This window comes from Neobacillus driksii, assembly GCF_013409995.1.
Taxonomy (GTDB): Bacteria; Bacillota; Bacilli; order Bacillales; family Cytobacillaceae; genus Neobacillus; species Neobacillus driksii.
The window spans coordinates 80,897-101,154 of the sequence record NZ_JACCBX010000018.1 but is presented as its reverse complement, the minus strand read 5'-3'; the positions used below and the strand labels follow the sequence as shown (position 1 = coordinate 101,154).

Annotated in this window: 18 protein-coding genes; 4 read left to right on the top strand and 14 right to left on the bottom strand. The window is 38.9% G+C overall.

Annotation, left to right across the window (positions count from 1 at the left end; translation table 11 throughout):
- Positions 1-13: 13 nt before the first annotated feature.
- The 4 genes from F4694_RS28605 to F4694_RS28590 form a co-directional block, all read right to left on the bottom strand.
- Positions 14-1,483, bottom strand: coding sequence for an arabinan endo-1,5-alpha-L-arabinosidase (locus tag F4694_RS28605; protein ID WP_179603324.1), 1,470 nt, complete (start codon positions 1,481-1,483; stop codon positions 14-16).
- A gap of 388 nt (positions 1,484-1,871) precedes the next feature.
- Positions 1,872-2,714, bottom strand: coding sequence for a carbohydrate ABC transporter permease (locus F4694_RS28600; protein ID WP_179603349.1), 843 nt, complete (start codon positions 2,712-2,714; stop codon positions 1,872-1,874).
- An 85-nt stretch (positions 2,715-2,799) separates the two neighbouring features.
- Entirely contained in the window at positions 2,800-3,690 is an 891-nt protein-coding gene (locus F4694_RS28595; RefSeq protein ID WP_179603323.1) for a carbohydrate ABC transporter permease, read from the bottom strand.
- 154 nt (positions 3,691-3,844) lie between these two features.
- Positions 3,845-5,161, bottom strand: coding sequence for an ABC transporter substrate-binding protein (locus F4694_RS28590; RefSeq protein ID WP_179603348.1), 1,317 nt, complete (start codon positions 5,159-5,161; stop codon positions 3,845-3,847).
- A 475-nt stretch (positions 5,162-5,636) separates the two neighbouring features.
- On the opposite strand from F4694_RS28590, the gene F4694_RS28585 reads away from it, so the two are divergent.
- Positions 5,637-6,764, top strand: a complete 1,128-nt coding sequence (locus tag F4694_RS28585) for a GntR family transcriptional regulator (protein ID WP_179603322.1) — start codon at positions 5,637-5,639, stop codon at positions 6,762-6,764.
- A 124-nt stretch (positions 6,765-6,888) separates the two neighbouring features.
- Here F4694_RS28585 and F4694_RS28580 read toward each other — a convergent pair whose 3' ends face one another.
- Positions 6,889-7,596, bottom strand: coding sequence for an HAD family hydrolase (locus F4694_RS28580; RefSeq protein ID WP_179603321.1), 708 nt, complete (start codon positions 7,594-7,596; stop codon positions 6,889-6,891).
- A gap of 96 nt (positions 7,597-7,692) precedes the next feature.
- On the opposite strand from F4694_RS28580, the gene F4694_RS28575 reads away from it, so the two are divergent.
- Positions 7,693-8,286, top strand: coding sequence for a DUF624 domain-containing protein (locus tag F4694_RS28575; RefSeq protein WP_179603320.1), 594 nt, complete (start codon positions 7,693-7,695; stop codon positions 8,284-8,286).
- A gap of 141 nt (positions 8,287-8,427) precedes the next feature.
- Here F4694_RS28575 and F4694_RS28570 read toward each other — a convergent pair whose 3' ends face one another.
- From F4694_RS28570 to F4694_RS28550, 5 genes are all read right to left on the bottom strand, one after another.
- Complete coding sequence (locus F4694_RS28570) at positions 8,428-9,603, bottom strand: amidohydrolase (RefSeq protein WP_179603319.1); 1,176 nt, start codon at positions 9,601-9,603, stop codon at positions 8,428-8,430.
- A gap of 2 nt (positions 9,604-9,605) precedes the next feature.
- Positions 9,606-10,859 carry a Zn-dependent hydrolase gene (locus F4694_RS28565; protein WP_179603318.1) on the bottom strand — a complete coding sequence of 418 codons (1,254 nt, stop codon included), beginning with the start codon at positions 10,857-10,859 and terminating at the stop codon, positions 9,606-9,608.
- 17 nt (positions 10,860-10,876) lie between these two features.
- Positions 10,877-12,079 (bottom strand): hypothetical protein, encoded by a 1,203-nt coding sequence (locus F4694_RS28560; protein ID WP_179603317.1) that lies wholly within the window; start codon positions 12,077-12,079, stop codon positions 10,877-10,879.
- 261 nt (positions 12,080-12,340) lie between these two features.
- A complete protein-coding gene (locus F4694_RS28555) occupies positions 12,341-12,961 on the bottom strand; it encodes a histidine phosphatase family protein (RefSeq protein ID WP_179603316.1) in 621 nt (206 codons plus the stop codon).
- A 702-nt stretch (positions 12,962-13,663) separates the two neighbouring features.
- Positions 13,664-14,830 (bottom strand): TraB/GumN family protein, encoded by a 1,167-nt coding sequence (locus tag F4694_RS28550; RefSeq protein ID WP_179603315.1) that lies wholly within the window; start codon positions 14,828-14,830, stop codon positions 13,664-13,666.
- Positions 14,831-14,926: 96 nt separating this feature from the next.
- Here F4694_RS28550 and F4694_RS28545 point away from each other — a divergent pair, with 96 nt between their 5' ends.
- Entirely contained in the window at positions 14,927-15,871 is a 945-nt protein-coding gene (locus F4694_RS28545) for an AraC family transcriptional regulator (RefSeq protein WP_257029461.1), read from the top strand.
- Between the two features lie 4 nt (positions 15,872-15,875).
- Here the strand turns inward: F4694_RS28545 and F4694_RS28540 are convergent, their stop codons facing one another.
- Positions 15,876-17,108, bottom strand: coding sequence for an MFS transporter (locus F4694_RS28540; RefSeq protein ID WP_179603314.1), 1,233 nt, complete (start codon positions 17,106-17,108; stop codon positions 15,876-15,878).
- A 133-nt stretch (positions 17,109-17,241) separates the two neighbouring features.
- On the opposite strand from F4694_RS28540, the gene F4694_RS28535 reads away from it, so the two are divergent.
- Positions 17,242-17,955 (top strand): MBL fold metallo-hydrolase, encoded by a 714-nt coding sequence (locus F4694_RS28535; RefSeq protein ID WP_179603313.1) that lies wholly within the window; start codon positions 17,242-17,244, stop codon positions 17,953-17,955.
- A gap of 62 nt (positions 17,956-18,017) precedes the next feature.
- Here the strand turns inward: F4694_RS28535 and F4694_RS28530 are convergent, their stop codons facing one another.
- The 3 genes from F4694_RS28530 to F4694_RS28520 form a co-directional block, all read right to left on the bottom strand.
- Positions 18,018-18,722: a class II aldolase/adducin family protein gene (locus F4694_RS28530; protein ID WP_179603312.1), complete on the bottom strand. Its 705-nt coding sequence runs from the start codon at positions 18,720-18,722 to the stop codon at positions 18,018-18,020.
- A gap of 158 nt (positions 18,723-18,880) precedes the next feature.
- Positions 18,881-19,543 carry an amino acid ABC transporter permease gene (locus tag F4694_RS28525; protein WP_179603311.1) on the bottom strand — a complete coding sequence of 221 codons (663 nt, stop codon included), beginning with the start codon at positions 19,541-19,543 and terminating at the stop codon, positions 18,881-18,883.
- A gap of 14 nt (positions 19,544-19,557) precedes the next feature.
- Positions 19,558-20,196 carry an amino acid ABC transporter permease gene (locus F4694_RS28520; RefSeq protein ID WP_179603310.1) on the bottom strand — a complete coding sequence of 213 codons (639 nt, stop codon included), beginning with the start codon at positions 20,194-20,196 and terminating at the stop codon, positions 19,558-19,560.
- Between the last annotated feature and the right edge of the window lie 62 nt (positions 20,197-20,258).

Here is a 20,258-nt window from a genome sequence, read left to right as displayed (position 1 = left end):
ATGTCACTCCATTTTATTTATTTTTTTCAACCGTCTTTTTACCCCACAGGACCGTCCCCTCTTGGTCCATACCAGTGAAAACAAGCGTACCGTTCCAATTTTCCCAGTCCCAAGCAGGAATCACTTTCAACTTGTACTTCCAGTAATCATCAGGAGCTCTGCCAGGGTCATAAACCGTGAGTTCCAATGTGTTATCCCCCGTTAGTGCCCAACGACTCTTATCATCCTCTCCCATTTCCCCATTTGATTTGAGTTGTAAATTCTGAGAAACTTGTAAACTATCATCATATCTTGGGAGAAGGATCTGTTCCCATTTACCAATAATGTTTTCTTCGTTTATTTCTTGTTCTGCTTCACCCGCATATCTTTCCGGTGAAACCACCGGCCAGCCATCATCGGTCCAAACTATTTTCCTGACATGCAAATGGGACCAATAGACATCTTCGCCAGCTCTGGCATTGTGGGTGAGATAATATTCCCCATTTTCCTCAAACAAGGCATTATGACCAGTCCCCAGCCAGCCATCGCTATTTTCAAATCGATACGCTCCTACTAATTTGTTCCCAGTATTGAAGGATTCATCGGTTGTATCAATCATTTCACTGCCATTATAGTCCACATATGGTCCCGTTATATTTTTCGACCTAGCTGTACGGACATTATATGTATCCTCCAGCCACTCATATGATACAGTTAAGTAATAATAACCGGTATCACCGTTATAAATAATTTCAGGTCCTTCTATGCCGTAATTCATATTTTTCCTTTGCGCCACTAACGTTCCCTCATCATTTGGATCGACTAATTTTCCAGTAGCAGAATCTACTTTTGTAATAAAAATTCCGCCAAAATAGGAGCCATAAACCATCCAGGCCTGCCCATGTTCATCCAATACGATATCCGGATCGATCGCATTTACCGTGTGTTCATCCCCCTCTTGGGATTTAAATACGGCACCTTCGTCTTTCCAAGGACCCTCAATATTGTCACTTACCGCCACACCAATATACGAATTCCTTTTTCCAACAGAGGATACAGAGTAATATAAATAATATTTATCATTCAATTTCACCACATCTGGAGCCCAAAAGGTCGTTCCTTTGGTCCATTCCCACGCCTCCTGAGATACTTGTTCAAACACACGGCCAACAAACTCCCATTTAATTAAATCCTTCGACTTTCTTATCTGGATTCCTGGTTTTGGCGGGGCTCCTACCATGTAGTCTGTGGAAAACGCATAATACCAGCCATCTGCTTTAATGATTGAAGCATCATGAGTAAAATTGGTGGTCCAATCCTTTTCCTTATAAAGGATATCACTGTTGATATTTTGTACCGGCTTGTCAGCAGGTGCCGCTGGTAATGTAACGCCAGACAAATTGCCTGTTTTAGGCATAGCAAAAGTCATCAAAAGCGTTACTCCTATGATTAACACGATTAAAATGACGATTCCTGCTAAATACTTCTTTGTTTTAAGTTTCATTGATTGACTCCAAGGTATGTGAGTATTTTTTAAACACGGCTGTGTTAAAGCCAACTTTAATATTGGCACTCTGTTGATTTGCGCGGAAGGCACGAAGACTCCTGCGGGAGGACGGGGCAGGGGAGACCCCACAGGCGCTAAAGCGCCGAGGAGGCTCCCCGGACCGCCCGCGGAAAGCGAAGTGCCTCGTGACAGGCAAAGTGCGCCTGTCCCTGTGGTGATTTTCCAAAGAAGCTTTCCTTAGTGGAGCGCAAATCAACAGACCCATTTAACACAGCCTTAAACAAAAAGCACTTATCATCGAAAAATTCTGATAAGTGCTTTTTTATTTCTCTATTAACTTCTAATTTGTTGAGCCAAAAATGCACATGCATTTGATTTAGTTGTATTAACCTTTTACCCCTGAAATTGCGATTGATTCGATGATTTGTTTTTGGAAGACGATGAAAACAATCAACATTGGTAATAACGCAACAACCGAAGCGGCCATGATTAGCGGATAATCACTTTGGATCGCATATGAAGCGTTAAAGTTTGCAATTACAAGCTGAAGCGTCTGCTTCTCAGGTGAGTTCAGATAAAGAATCGGTCCAAGGTAATCATTCCAAATCCCCATAAACCATAGAATCAACTGTGCAGCTACAGCAGGTTTAATTAATGGAAAAATGATTTTGTAAAAGATTTGGAAGTATGAGCATCCATCAATCTTGGCAGCTTCAATGATTGAGTTAGGAATACTCGTTAAAAACTGACGTAAAAAGAAAATCATGAAAATGTTTCCGAAAAACCCTGGGATGATTAATGGCAGTAATGTATCAACCCATCCTACAGAAGAAAACATGATGAACTGCGGAATCATTAGCACTGGATAAGGAATCATAACCGATGCAAATAACATCATGAAGATTTTATTTTTACCATTAAAATGCAGCTTCGAGAATGCAAATGCTGCCAAACTTGAGGTGAATGTACCAATCACTGTTACTGACACAGCGACGATTAAGCTATTACTAATACCTGAAAGCAGCGGCCCCATAGACCAAATCTCAGAATACTTTGCAAAAGAAATCGTGTCTGGAATCCATACCGGAGGCAATGCAAAAACATCCTCCCGGGTCTTGATTGAAGTCGAGAACATCCATAACAATGGTGCTACCATGAAGATTGCTCCAAAGCTTAGGAAGATAAATACCACAGCGTCGGTAATTCTATTTTTCTTCTTTTCAGACATAGGTTCTGCTTTAACTGACTTTTTATTTGCAACTGCAACTTCCATTTTATACGCTCCTCTCTATTACTCTGTTACTTTACGGTTATTAATCCAGTTCGAAGGAATTTTTCTCATTTATCTTAAATTGGATTAAAGTAATAATGAAGATGAAAAGTCCTAATACTAACGCCATTGCAGATGCATAACCTAATTGGAAGTTACCAAATGCTTTTTGCCAAATATAAAACACCACGGATGCCGAACTATATTCAGGACCACCAGTTGGAGTCATTACGTTAATTTCAGTGAAAATCTGAGCCCCGCCAATAATGTTGGTTACGATAATAAAGAAGGTAACGGGTTTTACCATAGGAAGAGTGATGTGCCAAAATGATTTGAAGGCATTAGCACCATCCAGTTTTGCTGCTTCATAGAATGATTTCGGCACACTTTGAAGGGCAGCTAAGTATAACAGCATTGTATATCCTAATCCCTTCCACACCGCCATGATGATCAATGCTGGTTTTACCGTAGAAGTATTTTGCAGCCAGTTAGGACCTTCAACTCCAAAAATAGCTAAAAACTGATTGACTAATCCGTAATCTCCGTTATATGCCCATTGCCATAGAATAGATATTGCAGCGATAGAAGAGATAACCGGAATATAATATAGAACCCTAAATGTATTGGTTCCAGGAATCCCGCGATTTAAAGCCAAAGCAAGCAATAACGCTAATACAATACCGATTGGAATACCAAGCATCATATAAATCGTGTTAAACATCGACTTATAGAAGTACTCATCTTTGAATACATTGATAAAGTTTTCCAATCCGATAAAGTCCATTGACCCTAGACCATCCCAGTTTGTAAATGCACCGTAAATGGAATAAATAAGCGGAACCATTGCGAATATGAGGAATCCTATGACAGGTGCTGCAATAAATAAATAGGCATATCTTTGCTCTGTGCGATACAGTTTGGATGTCGTTTTCATCTTCCCTCACCCTTTCTAAAGCTATAATGATGACACATTTCCCTTTTTCTAAATTTCTTTTTCACCAAAAAATTTAGATAAAAGGAATAAATGGTGCTAGTAGTTTTTAAGAAAACTAGCACCATTTACACTGTGTCAAAGTTCAGTTAATTGCTTATTTCTTAGCTTGTTTTTCTTGTTGGATTGCTGCATCTAGTAATTTTTGCATCTTAGGCTGTGCTTCTTTAACATATTCTTCAGCTGTCATCTTACCATCAAGAACTGGCTGGATGTTTTTGAAGAATTCATCATACCATTCAGCTGTGTACGTTTTTTCAGCCGGGAAACCACGACCGTAATCGTTAATAATATCTAAGAATTCTTGCTTGTTTTCAGGCTTAATTGAAGTGTCCGCTGCCCATTGTTCAGCAACAGTTACGCTGTTTGGTAATTGAACTTGTGCATCTACTAACGCTTGGTTACCTTCTTGGTCAGCAGATAGGTATAATGCTAACTCAGCTGCTGCTTCCGCATTCTTGGATGTAGCTCCTACACCGATACCTAGAGAACCAACCCAAGCAGCAGGTTTACCTGTTTTACCTGCAGGCCATGGAATTAAGTCATATTCAAACTTTAATTGTTCTGCATATGTTGCCATATCCCAAGGACCAACTGGGAAGAAAGCCAATTCGCCCTTCATCCATCTTTGGTAAGTATCAAGTGTTTGTGCTTCTGCAATAGAAGGAGTGATTTTGTATTTATTTTGTTGATCAGCAAACCATTGTACTGCTTCAGCAAATTCAGGAGTATCAATTGTTACCTTTGTGCCAGTTTCATCGATCCAGTCTGCACCATTACTCCAAGCAATTGGCTGTAATGCCCATTGAATGTTAAATCCAGCACCAAATTGATCACTTTTTCCATCGCCGTTTTTATCTTTTGTCAATTGTTGTGCTACATTAATGAATTCGTCCAAAGTATAAGGCTTATCTTTGTCAGGAAGTGGAATTCCTGCTTCTTCAAACATTGTTTTATTGTAACCTAATGCAAATGGTCCTAAGTCTTTTGGCAATCCATAAATTGCACCTTGTCCTAGAGTTTCGCCGTCGAAACGATACTTAGCAACACCTTTTTCCCAAATATCTTCGATGTTTACATTTTCTGACCCTTCAACATACTCAGTAATATCTTTTAATACACCAGAGTTTACATATGCTTTCACTTGAGCTGGGTTATAGAAGAATACATCAGGAATCTTCTTACCAGCAATTGCCGCTTTTAACTTTGTATCATATTGATCTGGAGCAACTTGAACCAATGTCACTTTCACATCAGGATGTGATTTTTCATAACGTTTTACAGTTGCTTCATAAGCTTTCAATTCTTGAGGCTGACCTCTAAACATAAATGTAATAGCTGTTTTTCCATCTTTCGTTTTACCTGACGTCTCTGAGCTATTAGAGCAACCAGCAAGGATGGAACCGATAATCATAATAGTAAGTAGAATCAATGAACCTAGCTTTTTTGTTGATTTCGACAAGGTAATCCCTCCAAAACTATTTTAATAGTAAAACAATTTGGTAAAAACTTTGAAAACGCAACCATAATTTAATAAAATAATAGTTGTTTGTAATAATACGCTTGTGCATTGTACGTACATGTTAAGGCGACTACATAAAGATCCCTCCTGAATTTTCTACCGCCGTAACCTTTTGCACTAAACAACAGGCATTATAATTACGTTTTTCTAGCTTTTTTTTAAAACTATGAAAGCGTATTCCCTACAATTAAAATAGTAATATACCTGTTCGTACATGTCAATCATGTTTTAATAAATTTTTTACTTATGTACGTACGTGTTTTTAAGGTATAATAATTAGTGTATAATTAAAACATCGAAATCTCTTTTATTCTTACTCAAATATTTTAAGGGTATACTCATATGTAATATAGAAAGCGGTGATACAATGGCGCAAAAAACCAAGTACAATATGGTGAAAGAACAGATAACAGATTGGATCACCAGCGGTAAGGTTAAGCCTGGTGAAAAAATTCACTCAGAAAATGAACTTGTTAAAATGTTCGGTGTGAGCAGGCATACAGTTCGTCAAGCAGTGGGTGACTTAGTACATGAGGGATGGCTTTATAGGGAACAAGGAGCGGGAACCTTTTGTTCGTTTAAACAGGAAGAAAATGAGCCTACTGTTCTCCCAGCTCAAACGAATGGCAAAAATATCGGAGTCATAACTACCTATATTTCCGACTATATTTTCCCTTCTATTATTAGAGGAATTGAATCCTACCTATCAAACCAGGGTTATTCATTAACGTTTGCATGTACGGATAACGACATTGAAAAAGAAAAACTATGCCTGCAAACCATGTTAAATAGAAATATCGATGGTCTTATCGTTGAACCAACAAAAAGTAGTGTTTATAATCCTAACATTCATTACTACCTAGAACTGGAACAGCGTAACATCCCGTATTTAATGATTAACCAGTTTTATCCACAGTTAGCACCTCCACATATTGTTGTTAATGATGAACACGGAGGCTATATTGCTACTGAACATTTAATTAAACTGGGGCATCGCAAAATTATTGGCTTATTTAAAACCGACGATCTTCAAGGAGTTAACCGTATGCAGGGCTTCATCCGCGCATTCCGTGAACACGGAATCACGTTCTTCCCAGACATGGTTATCTCCTACTCAACCGAGGACATGAATGAAAAAGTCAAGGATCAATTAAACAAGTTTTATTCATCAGATGATAAGCCGACAGCAATTGTTTGTTACAATGACCAATTGGCTCTGATGGTTCTAGATGTATTAAGAAATTATCAAATAAGTGTCCCAGATGATGTTTCAATTGTCGGTTATGACGACTCATTTTTAGCTGAGACCTTTGAAGTAAAACTAACATCCGTTGCCCACCCTAAAATGGAAATGGGGATTGAAGCAGCGAAGAGGATCGTATCCGCTGTAGAAGGAAAGGACAATAATCCTCAGTCTATTATTTATGAACCTGAGCTGGTCGTAAGAAATTCCACTGCTCCTGTAAAAAGCACGGATTTGATTATACAAGAATAGCGGCTTTCGAACTTTGTTAAGGATTTCACTACTTTATATTAATTAAAAAAACACACGCAACTTGTGTGTTTTTTTAATAAGATTCGTTTTTCGATTACAGTGATTTGCTGCCTTTTGGATGGTATTAACTTTCTTCTTTTACTATATCAATAATAGATAGAAGTTGATTTATTTCTGCCAACGGTTTATGGCCGATATCTGGCAGCCTTTTTCGGTGGTTATACCAAATCGCCTTCCAACCTGCTTCCATCGGTGCCACCACATCATTTGGCCAGGAGTCGCCAATATATATCATCTCACTCGGAATCATGTTGACTTTTTGTGCTACATGCTGAAATATTTGTTTGTTCGGTTTTGCCACTCCCACCTCGTCAGAAATAAAGATGCGATCTCTAGAAACGAAACTTGTCAGGCCAAGTGAATTTATTTTATTAAACTGATGTTGCACTGGCCCATTTGTAATGATTCCAACAAGTTTTCCTTGAGCTTTAATCTCGTTTATTAGCTTCGGAACCTCCGCAAATAACTGGAGGCTGCCTGAATTTAACTCATATTGTGCTTGAAATCGACTCGCTAGTTCATTGGTAATGCCCTTTTGAAAATATTCTAATGCCATCACAATTCTAGCTATCCGCATTTCTTCTAAGGTCAACTGGCGGCTGCTATATTGTTTCCATAGCAAATCACTGAAGTCCCTAAATTTTTTGTACAATGACGTAACATCCATGTATTCATAAAGAAGGGGAAATGTATCTTTAAATGCTTTTGAAAATGGATATAGGTGATCATGTAATGTATCATCTAAGTCAAAGAAAATTGCTTTAATTGTCATTCTGTCCTCCTTAGAGACAACTTGTACTTCTTTTTTAAAAAGTTGTATGGTATTTTAATAGTACTACTAGCAAATACGAATAATGGAGATTCTAACATGAAACAATTATTCAAAATACTTGAATTTGTCACAGCCTTTTTCCAATTAAATCTCCTATGGCTTTTATTTTGCCTGCCGGTTATTACGATTTTCCCTGCAACCGTGGCAATGTACTGCGTAATCCGCCAGTGGGTATTACATAAAGACTATAGTGTTTTTCGGAATTTTTTCCAATACTTTAAAGAAAACTTTAAACAAAGTTTTGTCTTAGGGATTATCTGGATTGTTTTCGCTGGGCTGTTTTTCCTTAATTTTATGTTATTGAAAAACTTTGCCTCTTTCCAATATGTACTCTTAACCGTTTTAACTTTAATTGGCATCGTAATGCTTTTCATCACCATTTTCATTTTTCCAACCATTGCCAATTACAATGTTAATTGGACGACTGCAATCAAGAACTCCTTATTCTTTTCAATCAGATATATACTAGTTACACTATCTCTTATTGTCTTACTTATCTTAACGATATTAATCCTGTTCACTTGGAAGATTACCTTCATGTTTATTTTCTGTGTATACGCGTATTGTAACTACCATTTATGTAATATCGTATTTAACAGAATCCAACAACTGCAAACAACACAACAGTAAGCGTTGCAGCAAAAATGGATACCGCCAACGGCAGTATCCATTTTTATTTGTAACTTAAACCTTAATTTCCAACTGTCCGCCTGAGGCGGACAGTGTCCACGAGTGGTGCCTGTCACCTAGGTAGGTGACAGGCACACCGTTTTATTCATTTAGGTATGCCCATGCATATTGGGCGTAGAGTTCTGCGCCTGTTGCGAGGGCGTCTTCGTCGATGTTGAATTTTCCGTGGTGATGGGCCCATTCTGTGTCTTTATCTGGATTGCCACTGCCGACGAGGGCGAAGCTGCCTGGTGCATGGGCGAGGTATTCACTGAAGTCTTCTCCGCCCATGGTTGGTTTTTCGTTATAAACCACATGATCCCCAAATGCTTCTGCAGCAACTTTTTGCACTAGGTTTGCACTGTATTCATCGTTAAGTACCGCTTTGGTTCCACGAATATATTCCACATTTGCAGTCGCACCGTAAATCGCAGCTACCTGGTCAGCGTAATGCTGAAGCTGTTTTTCAATATAATCTCTCGTTTCAGGGTGGAAACAGCGGACTGTTCCTTCTATTACTGCATTTTCAGCTATTACATTAAACCTTGTACCGACGACCATTTTACCAATTGTAAGAACGGCTGGATGCTGGGCATCAATGGTTCTAGATACTACGGTTTGTACATTCATGACAAAGGAGGAAGCTACAATGGCAGCGTCAATACATGCATGCGGCATGGCTCCATGCCCGCCTCTGCCCTTGAAGGTAACTTTAAATAAATCTGCTGATGCAAAGGATGGTCCAGGGGTACACGATACTTTATGCGTTGGCATCTGCGACCAAATGTGGATTCCAAAAACGTTATCCACTCCTTCCATTGCACCTTGTGCCACTAACGCCTTCGCCCCTTCAGCTACTTCTTCAGCAGGCTGGAACAATAACCGTACATTACCTGGCAATTCTTCTTTTACTTCATTTAGCGCTTTAGCTGCGATTAATAACATAGCTGTGTGCGCGTCGTGTCCACAGGCATGCATTTTCCCTTCTTCTCTTGACGTATAGGGTAGATCTTTGTTTAATTCCTCAACCTGCAATGCGTCCATATCTCCTCTTAGAGCGACCGTTTTGCCCGGTCTTCCCCCTTGAATTTCCGCAATCACACCAGTCGGTTCAGTTTTCCTATAAGTGATTCCTAATTGATCAAGGTACTCCGAGACAAATTGAGTAGTTTTAAATTCCTCCCACGATACTTCGGGTTCAGAATGCAGCTTTCGACGTAACTCTGTTAATTCTTCGCTGTATGTTTGAATCGCTTCTTTTATTTTTGCATGTATCATGATTATTCAGCCTCCGTTAACTTTTTTGCTGCTTCATAAAGAACCTGAACAGCATTTGCGATGTGCCTAGAGTCGGACCATTCTTCCGGACAATGACTTAACCCGTCTTTACTCGGAATAAATAACATTCCTACATTCGTAAAATCTGAGAAGACCATTGCGTCATGACCTGCACCGCTGTTAATCGAACACTTGGGAATATCAAGTTCACCGCTCTTTCTCTTTAGCAATGAAACAATATCCTTGTTCATCTCTTTTGGTTGTATATATAATAGCTGCTCAACACTAACCTCAATACCTTGCTTGCTATAAAAAACCGCCAAGTCCTTCACTTTTTCGATCACATTCAAAACATTTTCTTCCTTGCCTGAACGGATGTCCACTGTAAATACCGTCTTATCAGGAATGACATTTGCTCCATTTGGAAATACATTTAATCTTCCAGTAGTAACAACCGTTCCTTCGCCTTCTGATTCGGCAAGGTCTGGGAATTCCGCAATCATCTTAGCTGCCGTGACTAACGCGTCAGCTCTACGATCCATCGGAGTCGTACCGGCATGTCCGGCCTGCCCCTTTACGGTTACTTCTAATTGAGTCAACCCAACAATGGCCTCAACGACTCCAATAGGGATAGCTTTTTCTTCAAGGATCGGTCCTTGTTCAATATGCAATTCCAGGTATGCCTTCATGGTTTTCGGATCTCTTTTTTTCGGAAGCGAAGGATCGAGTCCTATTTCCTTCATGGCATCGACTGCATAAATACCATCTTTATCTTTTAAACGATTAAAACCTTCCTCATCTAATAAACCTACGATTCCACGTGAACCCATCAGTCCGCCGCCAAATCTTGACCCTTCTTCTTCAACAAGAGCAATCACTTCTAGGGGGTATTTTGGTGTTAATTTATTCTCCGCAAATAGCGCCGCGACTTCAAGTCCTGCCACAACTCCCGCAGGTCCATCATAGGAGCCGCCATTTGGAACGGAATCAAAATGGGAACCAACAAGGACACTCGGAGCATCCTTTAGAGTTCCTTCAAGTCTCCCAAAAATATTACCAAATCCATCTTCCTGAACCGTTAAACCATATTCTTTCATTTTGTGTTTAATATATTGTCTTGCCTGCAAATCCTCAGCACTATATGTAAGCCGGGTAGTACCTTTACCCGGTGTAGCGGTAAAGGTACTCAATGTATCAATATGGCTTTCAATTCTAGCCTGAACTTTTTCTAAATTTGTTTCTATTTTTGTTTCCATCTACTCCAAATCCCTTCTTACAAGAATCCTACAAAGATACCTGCTAGTATAACCGACACCATTGTAACGGTGATGAATCCTCCGACAAGCATAGGAGGCAGCATATTGCTGGTCAGCATTTCTCTTTCCTTTTCATCTTCTGTCAAGGATTTAATAACTTCGTTTGTGATAATGTAATCGGCTGGAAATCCATATAAAGCTGTCAGCGAAACAGCGAAAGCCATATCTTTGCTTACTTTTAAAAGCTTTCCGGCAATGAATGAGAAGATATACATCCCGATTACCCCTAATACAATTGTGCCGACAAGCGGATAGATAATTTCAAGCATCATGCTTGGTGTCGCTTGTTTTAATCCGTCAAAGATAAACAACATAAGTGCCATGATGGCAAATCCGAAACCATTTGCTTTTTGTAAAACCTGCTTTTCCAGGAATCCAGCACTAGTGGCAATGACCCCGAACAATAAGCAAAGTACAAACGGGCTGATCGTAACCACAGGAGCTAATAGAGTTGAAGTTAGATAAGCTAGGTATGCAACCAATGAAAGCCTCAAAAACTTAAAGAAATCGGTATTATACTTTTCTGGCATATTCTTAAAAAGTTTCAACTCAGGTTTGGCAGCTGCTGTAGCTGCTACTTCAGCTGCAGCCTTCCCTTGTGCTTTTTCCGCAAGTTGTCCGCTGCGATATTGCTGTAGAAGTCTCTTCCCTTCTTTTTTCAAAACGATAGAAGTGATTGGATATCCCGCAAACCCCTGCATAACATAAATCACGATAGCAAATACAGATAATGATGCAAGTCCTGCTTCCTTCGCACCTTCAGACATGATTAGGGCCGACACAACTCCACCGACTAAAGGAGGAATGGCAACAACCACTGTCTGATAGCCGAAAAGGAATGTTCCAATTCCGAATAATATCGCGATAATTCCTAAAATCCCTGAGAGTGCAATAATGATCGTTTTCCACTGATTCTTCAATTCTTTAAGGGATAGTAAAGTTCCCATATTGGTAATTAATAAGTACATCATCATTGTTGCAACCACTGGCGGCACCCCTGCAAGTGCTACAATGTCTTGCGGGAAGAATGTCCAATATCCTCCAAGGAACAAGACGGCGCAAATGAAAATAGAAGGTACCCATGCCTTTGTTCGTACCGCAACTAAATCTCCAATAAATAAAATAGCCATAAGAATAACTAAAGCTAACATCTGTGACATGTAAAGTCCCTTCTTTCTGGTTAGATTTACTAAATTTTCGTCTTACGAAATATTTGTTATTACTAGAATAATAATATAATTATACTTTTCAGTCAATTTAAATTATTGGAAATTTTCATGTAATCGTTTTCAAAGCATTTCTTTACTTAAAAATTAAGCATTTTGTTATTATAGAAAATAATTTCATTATTCTAATAGGAGAATAATATAAAAAATACGCTCTCATTCGTATCGAACGAGAACGTATTTTGCGTTTTAGTTTTACACGACTGGCACGAAAATTTTTTCGAACTGATAATCTCCATCTAGTTCATTAATTTTAATAACCGAGGCGTTTTCAACCGGTTTGAAATTTTTTAAATCCTCTATTGGCCAATTCATCAGGAACGTTAAAAGCATGTGGATAAAGGCTGCATGAGTGACAATCACAATATTTTCGTAGCGCTGCTGCTTCCTCACACGTTCTACGATCGTGTGCATGAACATTGTCGCACGCAAGTACACGTCCGCAAGCGATTCTCCATTTTGAAAGCGAAAGTAAAATTGCCCCGCCGCTTTGAACTCCTTCTTCTTTTCAGGGGGACGGTCAGCAAAATCATAAAGATTCCCCAACTCCCACTCTCGTAATAATGGATTCTCGTAAAATGGAACGCTTTCTGGTAAAAGAGAATGAATAGCCTTAGCTGTTTGCATCGTTCTTAGATAAGGTGAACTGTACAGAACAGTCTTTGGGCTAACGATATTTTTGAAAAATTCAGCCGTTACCTGAGCTTGTTTATGCCCCAGCTCCGTTAAACTATGCTGTGAATCATGGGTATGCGACATCACGGTTTTATCGACATTATGCTCTGCTTCGCCATGACGGATGAGATAAATGTTCAACTATTTCAACCCCTTAAACAAGTCTATTACCTCTATTCTACTTCAGCCCGCTGACCGATTACCTAGTAAACGTTCGACAATATTTTACAGCGATCCCAATCCTAGACCTCTTATACATTACCTTTTTTGTTTTATGTTTCGTTTATGATATTACGTGCCAAATTTGTATTTTACGTGCCGATTTTAAAGTTTACGTGCCAAATCCCTACTTTACGTGCCATCTCTAGAATCCTTCCAAACTGATGCAGGCACTAATAAAAATCTATTAAAAGGCTGGCGATATGCCAGTCCAACGTCATTGATATGGTGTGGGACCAACACTAGATCGCTCTTAAATTACCTTTTTTAATTTATGTGCCGTTTTATAATTTTACGTGCCAAATTTGTATTTTACGTGCCGATTTTAAAGTTTACGTGCCATCTCTAGAATTACCTTCCAAACTGATGCAGGTACTAATAAAAATCTATAAAAAGGCTGGCGGAATGCCAGTCCAACGTCATTGATATTGGTTTGGTACCAACACTAGATCGCTCTTAAGTTACCTTTTTTTAATTTATGTGCCGTTTTATAATTTTACATGCCAAATTTGTATTTTACGTGCCGATTTTAAAGTTTACGTGCCAAATCCCTACTTTACGTGCCAAACTAATTAATCCATAAAAAAATACCACAGTCCTAGAACTGTGGTAACACATGACACGTTACAAATTATTAAGGAACGTACGAATCACGTCTGCTCCCCCGATAAAGGTTCCAAATGAACCTCCAATGTTGGTAAGGATGATGACTAATAGAACCCTTGTAAATTTATTACGCCAAAAGCCTTTAATGGAGAAAACATCTTCTGATAATGTTTCAAAGTCTGCGACACTTGGGCGTTTGATATAAGCTTGGACAATTCCAGACACCCATCCTGCTGCAAGTAACGGATGCAAAGTGGTGATTGGCGCGGCAATAAAGGCAGATAAAATCGCCAGCGGGTGAGCCAAGGCTGCAGCAGCACCAATTGCGGCTGTGATCCCAGTCCAAAGTATCCAGCTAATCGCTTGATCCATACCAGCGGCAGGGTTAAGAAAAAAGGTAAACGCAATGAGAGCAACAATGAGCACTGGGATTGCCCAGCCGATAATTTGCGGTGTTTTAGATTTCGGCTTTGTTTTTGTGAGTGCTTGCAGATCCTGGTCATTATGAATTTCTTTTGTAATTCCTGGAACGTGCGCTGCTCCAAGAACTGCAACAACCTTTTTTCCAGGTGCTTCTTTAATTTTTTGAGCTAGGTATTGATCACGCTCGTCAATTAAAGGTTTCTTTAATTTAGGAAAAGCTTCAGATATTTCCGCAAGCGAAGCATTCAATGTATCTTGAGTCTTCATTTTTTCAAGTTCTTCTTCTGAAATAGTTTCTTTATTAAAAATACTATAAATAATTGACGTGAGCAGCTGAGCTTTTCCCCAGACACCAACATTACCCCATATACGCGAGAACGTAATTTGGATATTACGGTCGGCTAAAACGAGCTCAGCCCCTATCTCTTTTGCTGATTCAATCCCTTGAATCATTTCCTGACCTGGTTTTGTGTCAAATTGCTTGGCTAAACGATTTTGGAAGGAGGAAATCGCTAAATTCATGATTAATAATGTTGCCTTTTTTTCTTTTATGACTTTAAAGATATCCGTTTCTCTCCATTTGCTGCCTTCCATGATCGACCTGTAGCGTTGGTCATCCAATTCAATACAAACAGAATCTGGACGTTCTCGGTCAATAACCTCTTTAACCTGCTCTACACTTTGTTTGGAAACATGAGCAGTACCAATTAAAATAATTTCTTTGCCATCTAAATCAATGCGGGTTATGTTTTCTTCCGTCATAATCTACTTCCTTCATCACAATATACTTATTTCCTATAAATGTCTCTATCCTTATAATGAAGTAGAAACCGGAGAATTTCAACACATTATATTTTGATGCCGTTATCAAAAAAGCTTAATAGATTTGAGGTGATAGCTATCCAACAGTTACTGCTGCTGCAACAAGTAATCGATTATATTGAAGAACATATTAAGGACGAAATTGCTCCAGAGAGCTTAGCGACTATGACAGGATATTCCCCTTACCATTTTTATCGGGTTTTTCAGAAGTATACAGGTTATACCTTAATGGACTATGTCGTAAAAAGGAGACTCCAGTATGCATTACACGAACTCGTCAATGGAAAAAAGGTTATCCAAATTGCGATGGATTACGGGTTTGAAACCCATGCCGGTTTTACAAAAGCTTTTAAAAAATGCTTTGGAAGCCCTCCTAGTCTATATAAAATTCATTGCCCCAAATCATTGCCGCAAAAATTAGATTTGATTACGATTCATCAAAAGAACACAGGCGGAATTGTGATGCAGCCAATGATTGTAAAGAGGGAGGCCTTCACTGTCGCAGGTAAAACATTCGAAATTAATATGGGAAAAGTATCTTATACAAGAGATGCACCGGCGATTTGGGACCAAGAGGGGCTGGCAGATGGTTCCATCGAAAGGTTTTTATATAACTCGTTAGCTCCTAAAAAGCATGGGGAGTACTGTATTAATTTAAGTCCTTCAGCAGTAGATAATAAGTTTATCTATTTATTTGCTGTTGATTTCGAAGAAGGTACCTCGCTACCAAATGGGCTGACAACATTACAAATACCAGCGGTTACTTACGCTGTGTTTAGAACTCCGTTGGTTGAAGTAGAGAAATTTGCTTCAGCTATAAAAGGAACATGGAAATATATTTTGGAGGACTGGTTCCCTCAATCTTCCTATGAGGTGGATGAAGAGGCTTTTGACTTTGAATACTATGATGAACATTGCCACCACTGGGATTACGACAAAATCTATATGGAGATTCATATTCCCATAAAGGAAAGAGGATGAAATCTCACCCTCTAGTTTTTTTCATAATATGCTGATATAAAAATAGGACAGGCATTAAAATAATCGCACTACCCATAATCGCTACTTTTATCGTAAAGTTTGAAGCAATCAGACCAATCACAGGTCCGCCGCCAATTTGTCCAATTGCGTCAACCTGGCCTTTAACTGAAAAAAAGGTAGCACGTGTAGAGGAATCTGGAATGATTTTATTCAGCCAAACCGTCTCCAACGGATACATAATGCTTCTTGAAATTTGGATAATGATATAAAAAGCTAATAAACCAACAGCGAATGTAGTAAAAGCAAAACCAATTAATGAACCGATAATTAAAATGCTGCCAATAAAAAGAGCCACATAAATATGGTTGAGATGCTGGTGGATGGAACTATTATCAATAAAGTGGAGCGCTGCAAATGTCAAAAGAACGACAATGAATTGAACCCCGCCCATCAGCAAAACTAACTGACTATCGGATAAGGTTGATAATCCTGATTGTTCTATAAAGTGGGGAATCCACAATCTGTCAAATCCCTCACTATAAAAACCAAAAAACAACGCAATCAGAAAAAGCATTCTCATTAGATGATTTACCCTAGAATAATAAAGAATTTCACTCATATTTTCCTTGATATTCTTCCAGCCCGATACTCTCTCCACTTTTTCAGCTGGTTTAAAATTCTCTTCTTTCATAAAGAAAACCAAAAGGATGGATAGCACTACCAACCCACTTCCTCCTAAAACGATGGGCAAATTGAGTATATAATACCCTGCCAGAATGCTTAATGGAATGGCAAGGACTTTTCCGAGATTACCTGCCTTCGCGCCTTTGACAAATGCCGAAGAAGCACGTTCTTCCCCAATCTCATCGGCAATCCAAGCTTGATGAGAACCACTTGTAAAAGTATATCCAATCCCCCATATGATTTGAGATAAAATCACAGCTGTGAAAAACGGAAACATTCCCTCAATAATAAAACCTATTCCAATCAAGAAAAAGCCAATAATAACAGATAGCTTTCTGCTTTTTAAATCGGACAGGATTCCAGTAGGAATTTCAAAAAGGAAAACAGTCGCCTCCAAAACGGTCCCCACTAAAACTAACTGCAACGGTTCAAGTTGGACCATTTCAACTTGATATAACAAATTTACGGTAAATATAAAGGTAAAAAACAATTGTGATAAGAAACACGTATAAATATAAACCTGATATGGATCCTTTTTCTTTAATAAATTCATCTTCTTTCCCCCTCACCTTAATCATAAAGTGAAGGAGATTACATTTCTTTTCCTAATTTGCGATTATGTTTGTTTACTATTCTAAATCTTATATACTTAATAATCTAAGATATCGTTATTATGGGGTAGGAATTTGGAGTATTTATTTGAAGCAGTAAAAGAAAATGTATATGTTTTAGCCATCTGGGATTCCAGTTGGAATTCCTATAATAATTGCTATTTTATTGTCCAAGAGGATGGCATTACTTTAATAGACTCCAGCAAAGAAGCGCATTCTGAATATTTAGTCCAATCTCTAAAACAGCTGGGTAAATCACCAGAAGACGTTAAATTTGTGTTAGCCACACATGGTCATGAGGATCATGTCCAAGGAGCCTCTATTTTAAAAAATGCAAAGAAGTATATTCATCATCAAGAACGCAGCCTTATTGAGTATCCAGAACCAGATCAATTCCATTTTGATTTATCAAATCGTGGTGTAGTTGATAACTTTGAATACCTTTGGGTTGGTCACCACACTCCTGGCTCGCTTGCTTTCTACCATAGACCTTCTAAAGTCCTTTTCACAGGTGATTTCCTCTGCTTTTTCGGTGACCCGCTATCAAAAGATGGTTTAGTCTCCGTAGGAAATGACCTAAGACATGAATGGCTGGAGTTTTTACGCAATGGAGGGGTTGCTAAAGACGATCTAAATGACTTTCTAAATGGACTAAAGGCCATGAATGGTTTTAATGTAGATGTAATGTGTACCGGGCATGGCGGAGTTCTTGTGGGGGATATCGAATCCTTTGTCTCTGAGTTGCTTAATGTAGGTACCAAATTACAGGAAATACAGGTCGAGAATTAAGTAAAAGCAGCATAAGACTCAAACAATGAGTTTGCGTTTTATGCTGCTTTATTGAACTTCAGCTATCCTTTTCTTTCAGCCTCACTAATCGGAACGCCGCCTGCCTTTACTCCCATCGATTCACGAATCTTAATTAAGTCAGCAACTTGTGAACTATTTAATTCATTCGACTTTTTCAAAATATGGTTGGAATACATAAGAATAGAAGCACAATGTTCGAGGGATTCCATTCGGAAATATGCCTCCATTAAATCTCTTCCCCATGTAAGTGCTCCGTGATTCGCCAAAAGAACAGCATTATGTGTCTTGCAGTAAGGTGCAATGGAATCGGGAACTTCTTGTGTTCCAGGTAACGCATACGGTGCCACTGGTACATTCCCTAACAGGACAATTGCCTCTGGCAGAACTGGTTGATCCAAACTTATTCCTGCAACTGCAAAAGAAGTGGCTACTTGCGGGTGAGCATGTACCACACCATGGACTTCAGAATTTTCATTGTAAACCCTCAGGTGCATTTTCACCTCAGATGAAGGCTGTAATTTTCCGGATAGTACATTCCCAGAAAGGTCCATCTTCACCATCATTTCAGGAGTCATAAACCCTTTGCTTACCCCAGTTGGTGTCGTCCATATTTCATTGGGACTCACTTTCACCGAGATATTTCCATCATTCGCGGCTACATAATTTCTGTTATACATTCTTCTGCCGATTTCACAGATCATTGCTCTTGCTTCGAGATCGGAATAGTATTGTTTGTTATCATGCATAAGTATAGAACTCCTTTTTACAGCAACTTTAATCATCCATTAACAATAATCTTATTTTATGTGTTGGCAGTAAAATTGTATGTAACCTATTTCTTTTTTTAGAATAAACTATGAACTTTTTAAAAACAAAAATCCGGCCCATTTAATGAGCCGGATTCTTAAGACTGCTTTAATTCTAACCTACGCGCAACTAGTGACAAAGCATAATTAACGATAAAGTACATCAACGCCACAATTATAAAAACAGGTATCACATACGATCCTTTTTGCGCGTAAATAATTTGTCCGTTATGTAATAAATCCGGCAACGCGATGACGACAGCTAACGATGTATCTTTAAGCAGTGAAATAAATTGACTGACAATCGGAGGTACCATTCTTCTCAGCGCCTGAGGCAGGATAATATAGCGTAATGTCTGGTTGTAGTTCAAGCCGGACGCGCGTCCTGCTTCAATTTGTCCTTTATGAATAGAGTTTAAACCGCTTCGGATAATTTCTGATAGCATGGCTGATTCAAAAACCGTCAATGCTGCGATGGCCGCTGTCGTTATTTCCATTTCGATCCCGATTTCGGGCAGTACAAAATAGGTGAAGAAAATGATTAGCAGCAGAGGAAGGTTACGTATTGTCTCAACAATCACAGCAAGTAATGGAGAAACTACCGGTATCCGCGCGTATCTTAGAGTCCCTATAAGTCCGCCAATAATGAAGCTGAGCACGATTGAAATCGCAGCAACCTTAAGGGTTACTCCAAATCCTTCCAGCAAAAACTTGAAATGTTCAGGTGTATATACTTCAATGAACGGTGCTAGAAAGTCCATCTTGCGCACCTCCCTTAATTACTTCTTGCTAAGCGTTTTTCTAAATATCCTACGCCAAGACTTAAAGGTATAGTTAAAATTAAATAAAATAAGGCAACGAAAACATAGGTATCAAAGGTTACGTACGTTTTTGCAGATATTAAATCCCCCTGATACATTAAATCCCCTCCTGCAACAACTGCTAACAAGGATGAATTTTTAACTAAATTGATAAATTGGTTGCCCAGAGGGGGGATAACGATCTTTATAGCCTGAGGGAGTATAACTATTCTCATTGCCTGGCCGTAAGTTAATCCTGTCGAACGGGCAGCTTCCATTTGCCCTTTTGGTACGGACATAATTCCGGCACGGATGGCTTCAGCGATGAAAGCGGCTGTATAGATAGTCAACCCGATTGTTCCTGCAGTCATCCCGCCAAAGTTACCAGCCAAATAAGCGAAAAACACAATAACTAGTACAGGTATATTACGAATAAATTCAACATATGCGGTCCCCAACCAGTTAAGAGGTTTAAACGGGGAAATTCGCATAACAGCAAGAAGTGTTCCCAAAATAAAACTTCCTAATAAAGCTATTAAACTGGCAATTATGGTTATTTTTAATCCTTCTAAAAATGAATCCATATTAGTCGTTAGTATCGAGAAATCCAGCAAACGATCTCCTCCTAAATAATCAGGATGAGCTCACTCCGAAAAGATTGCATACGGATTACAGC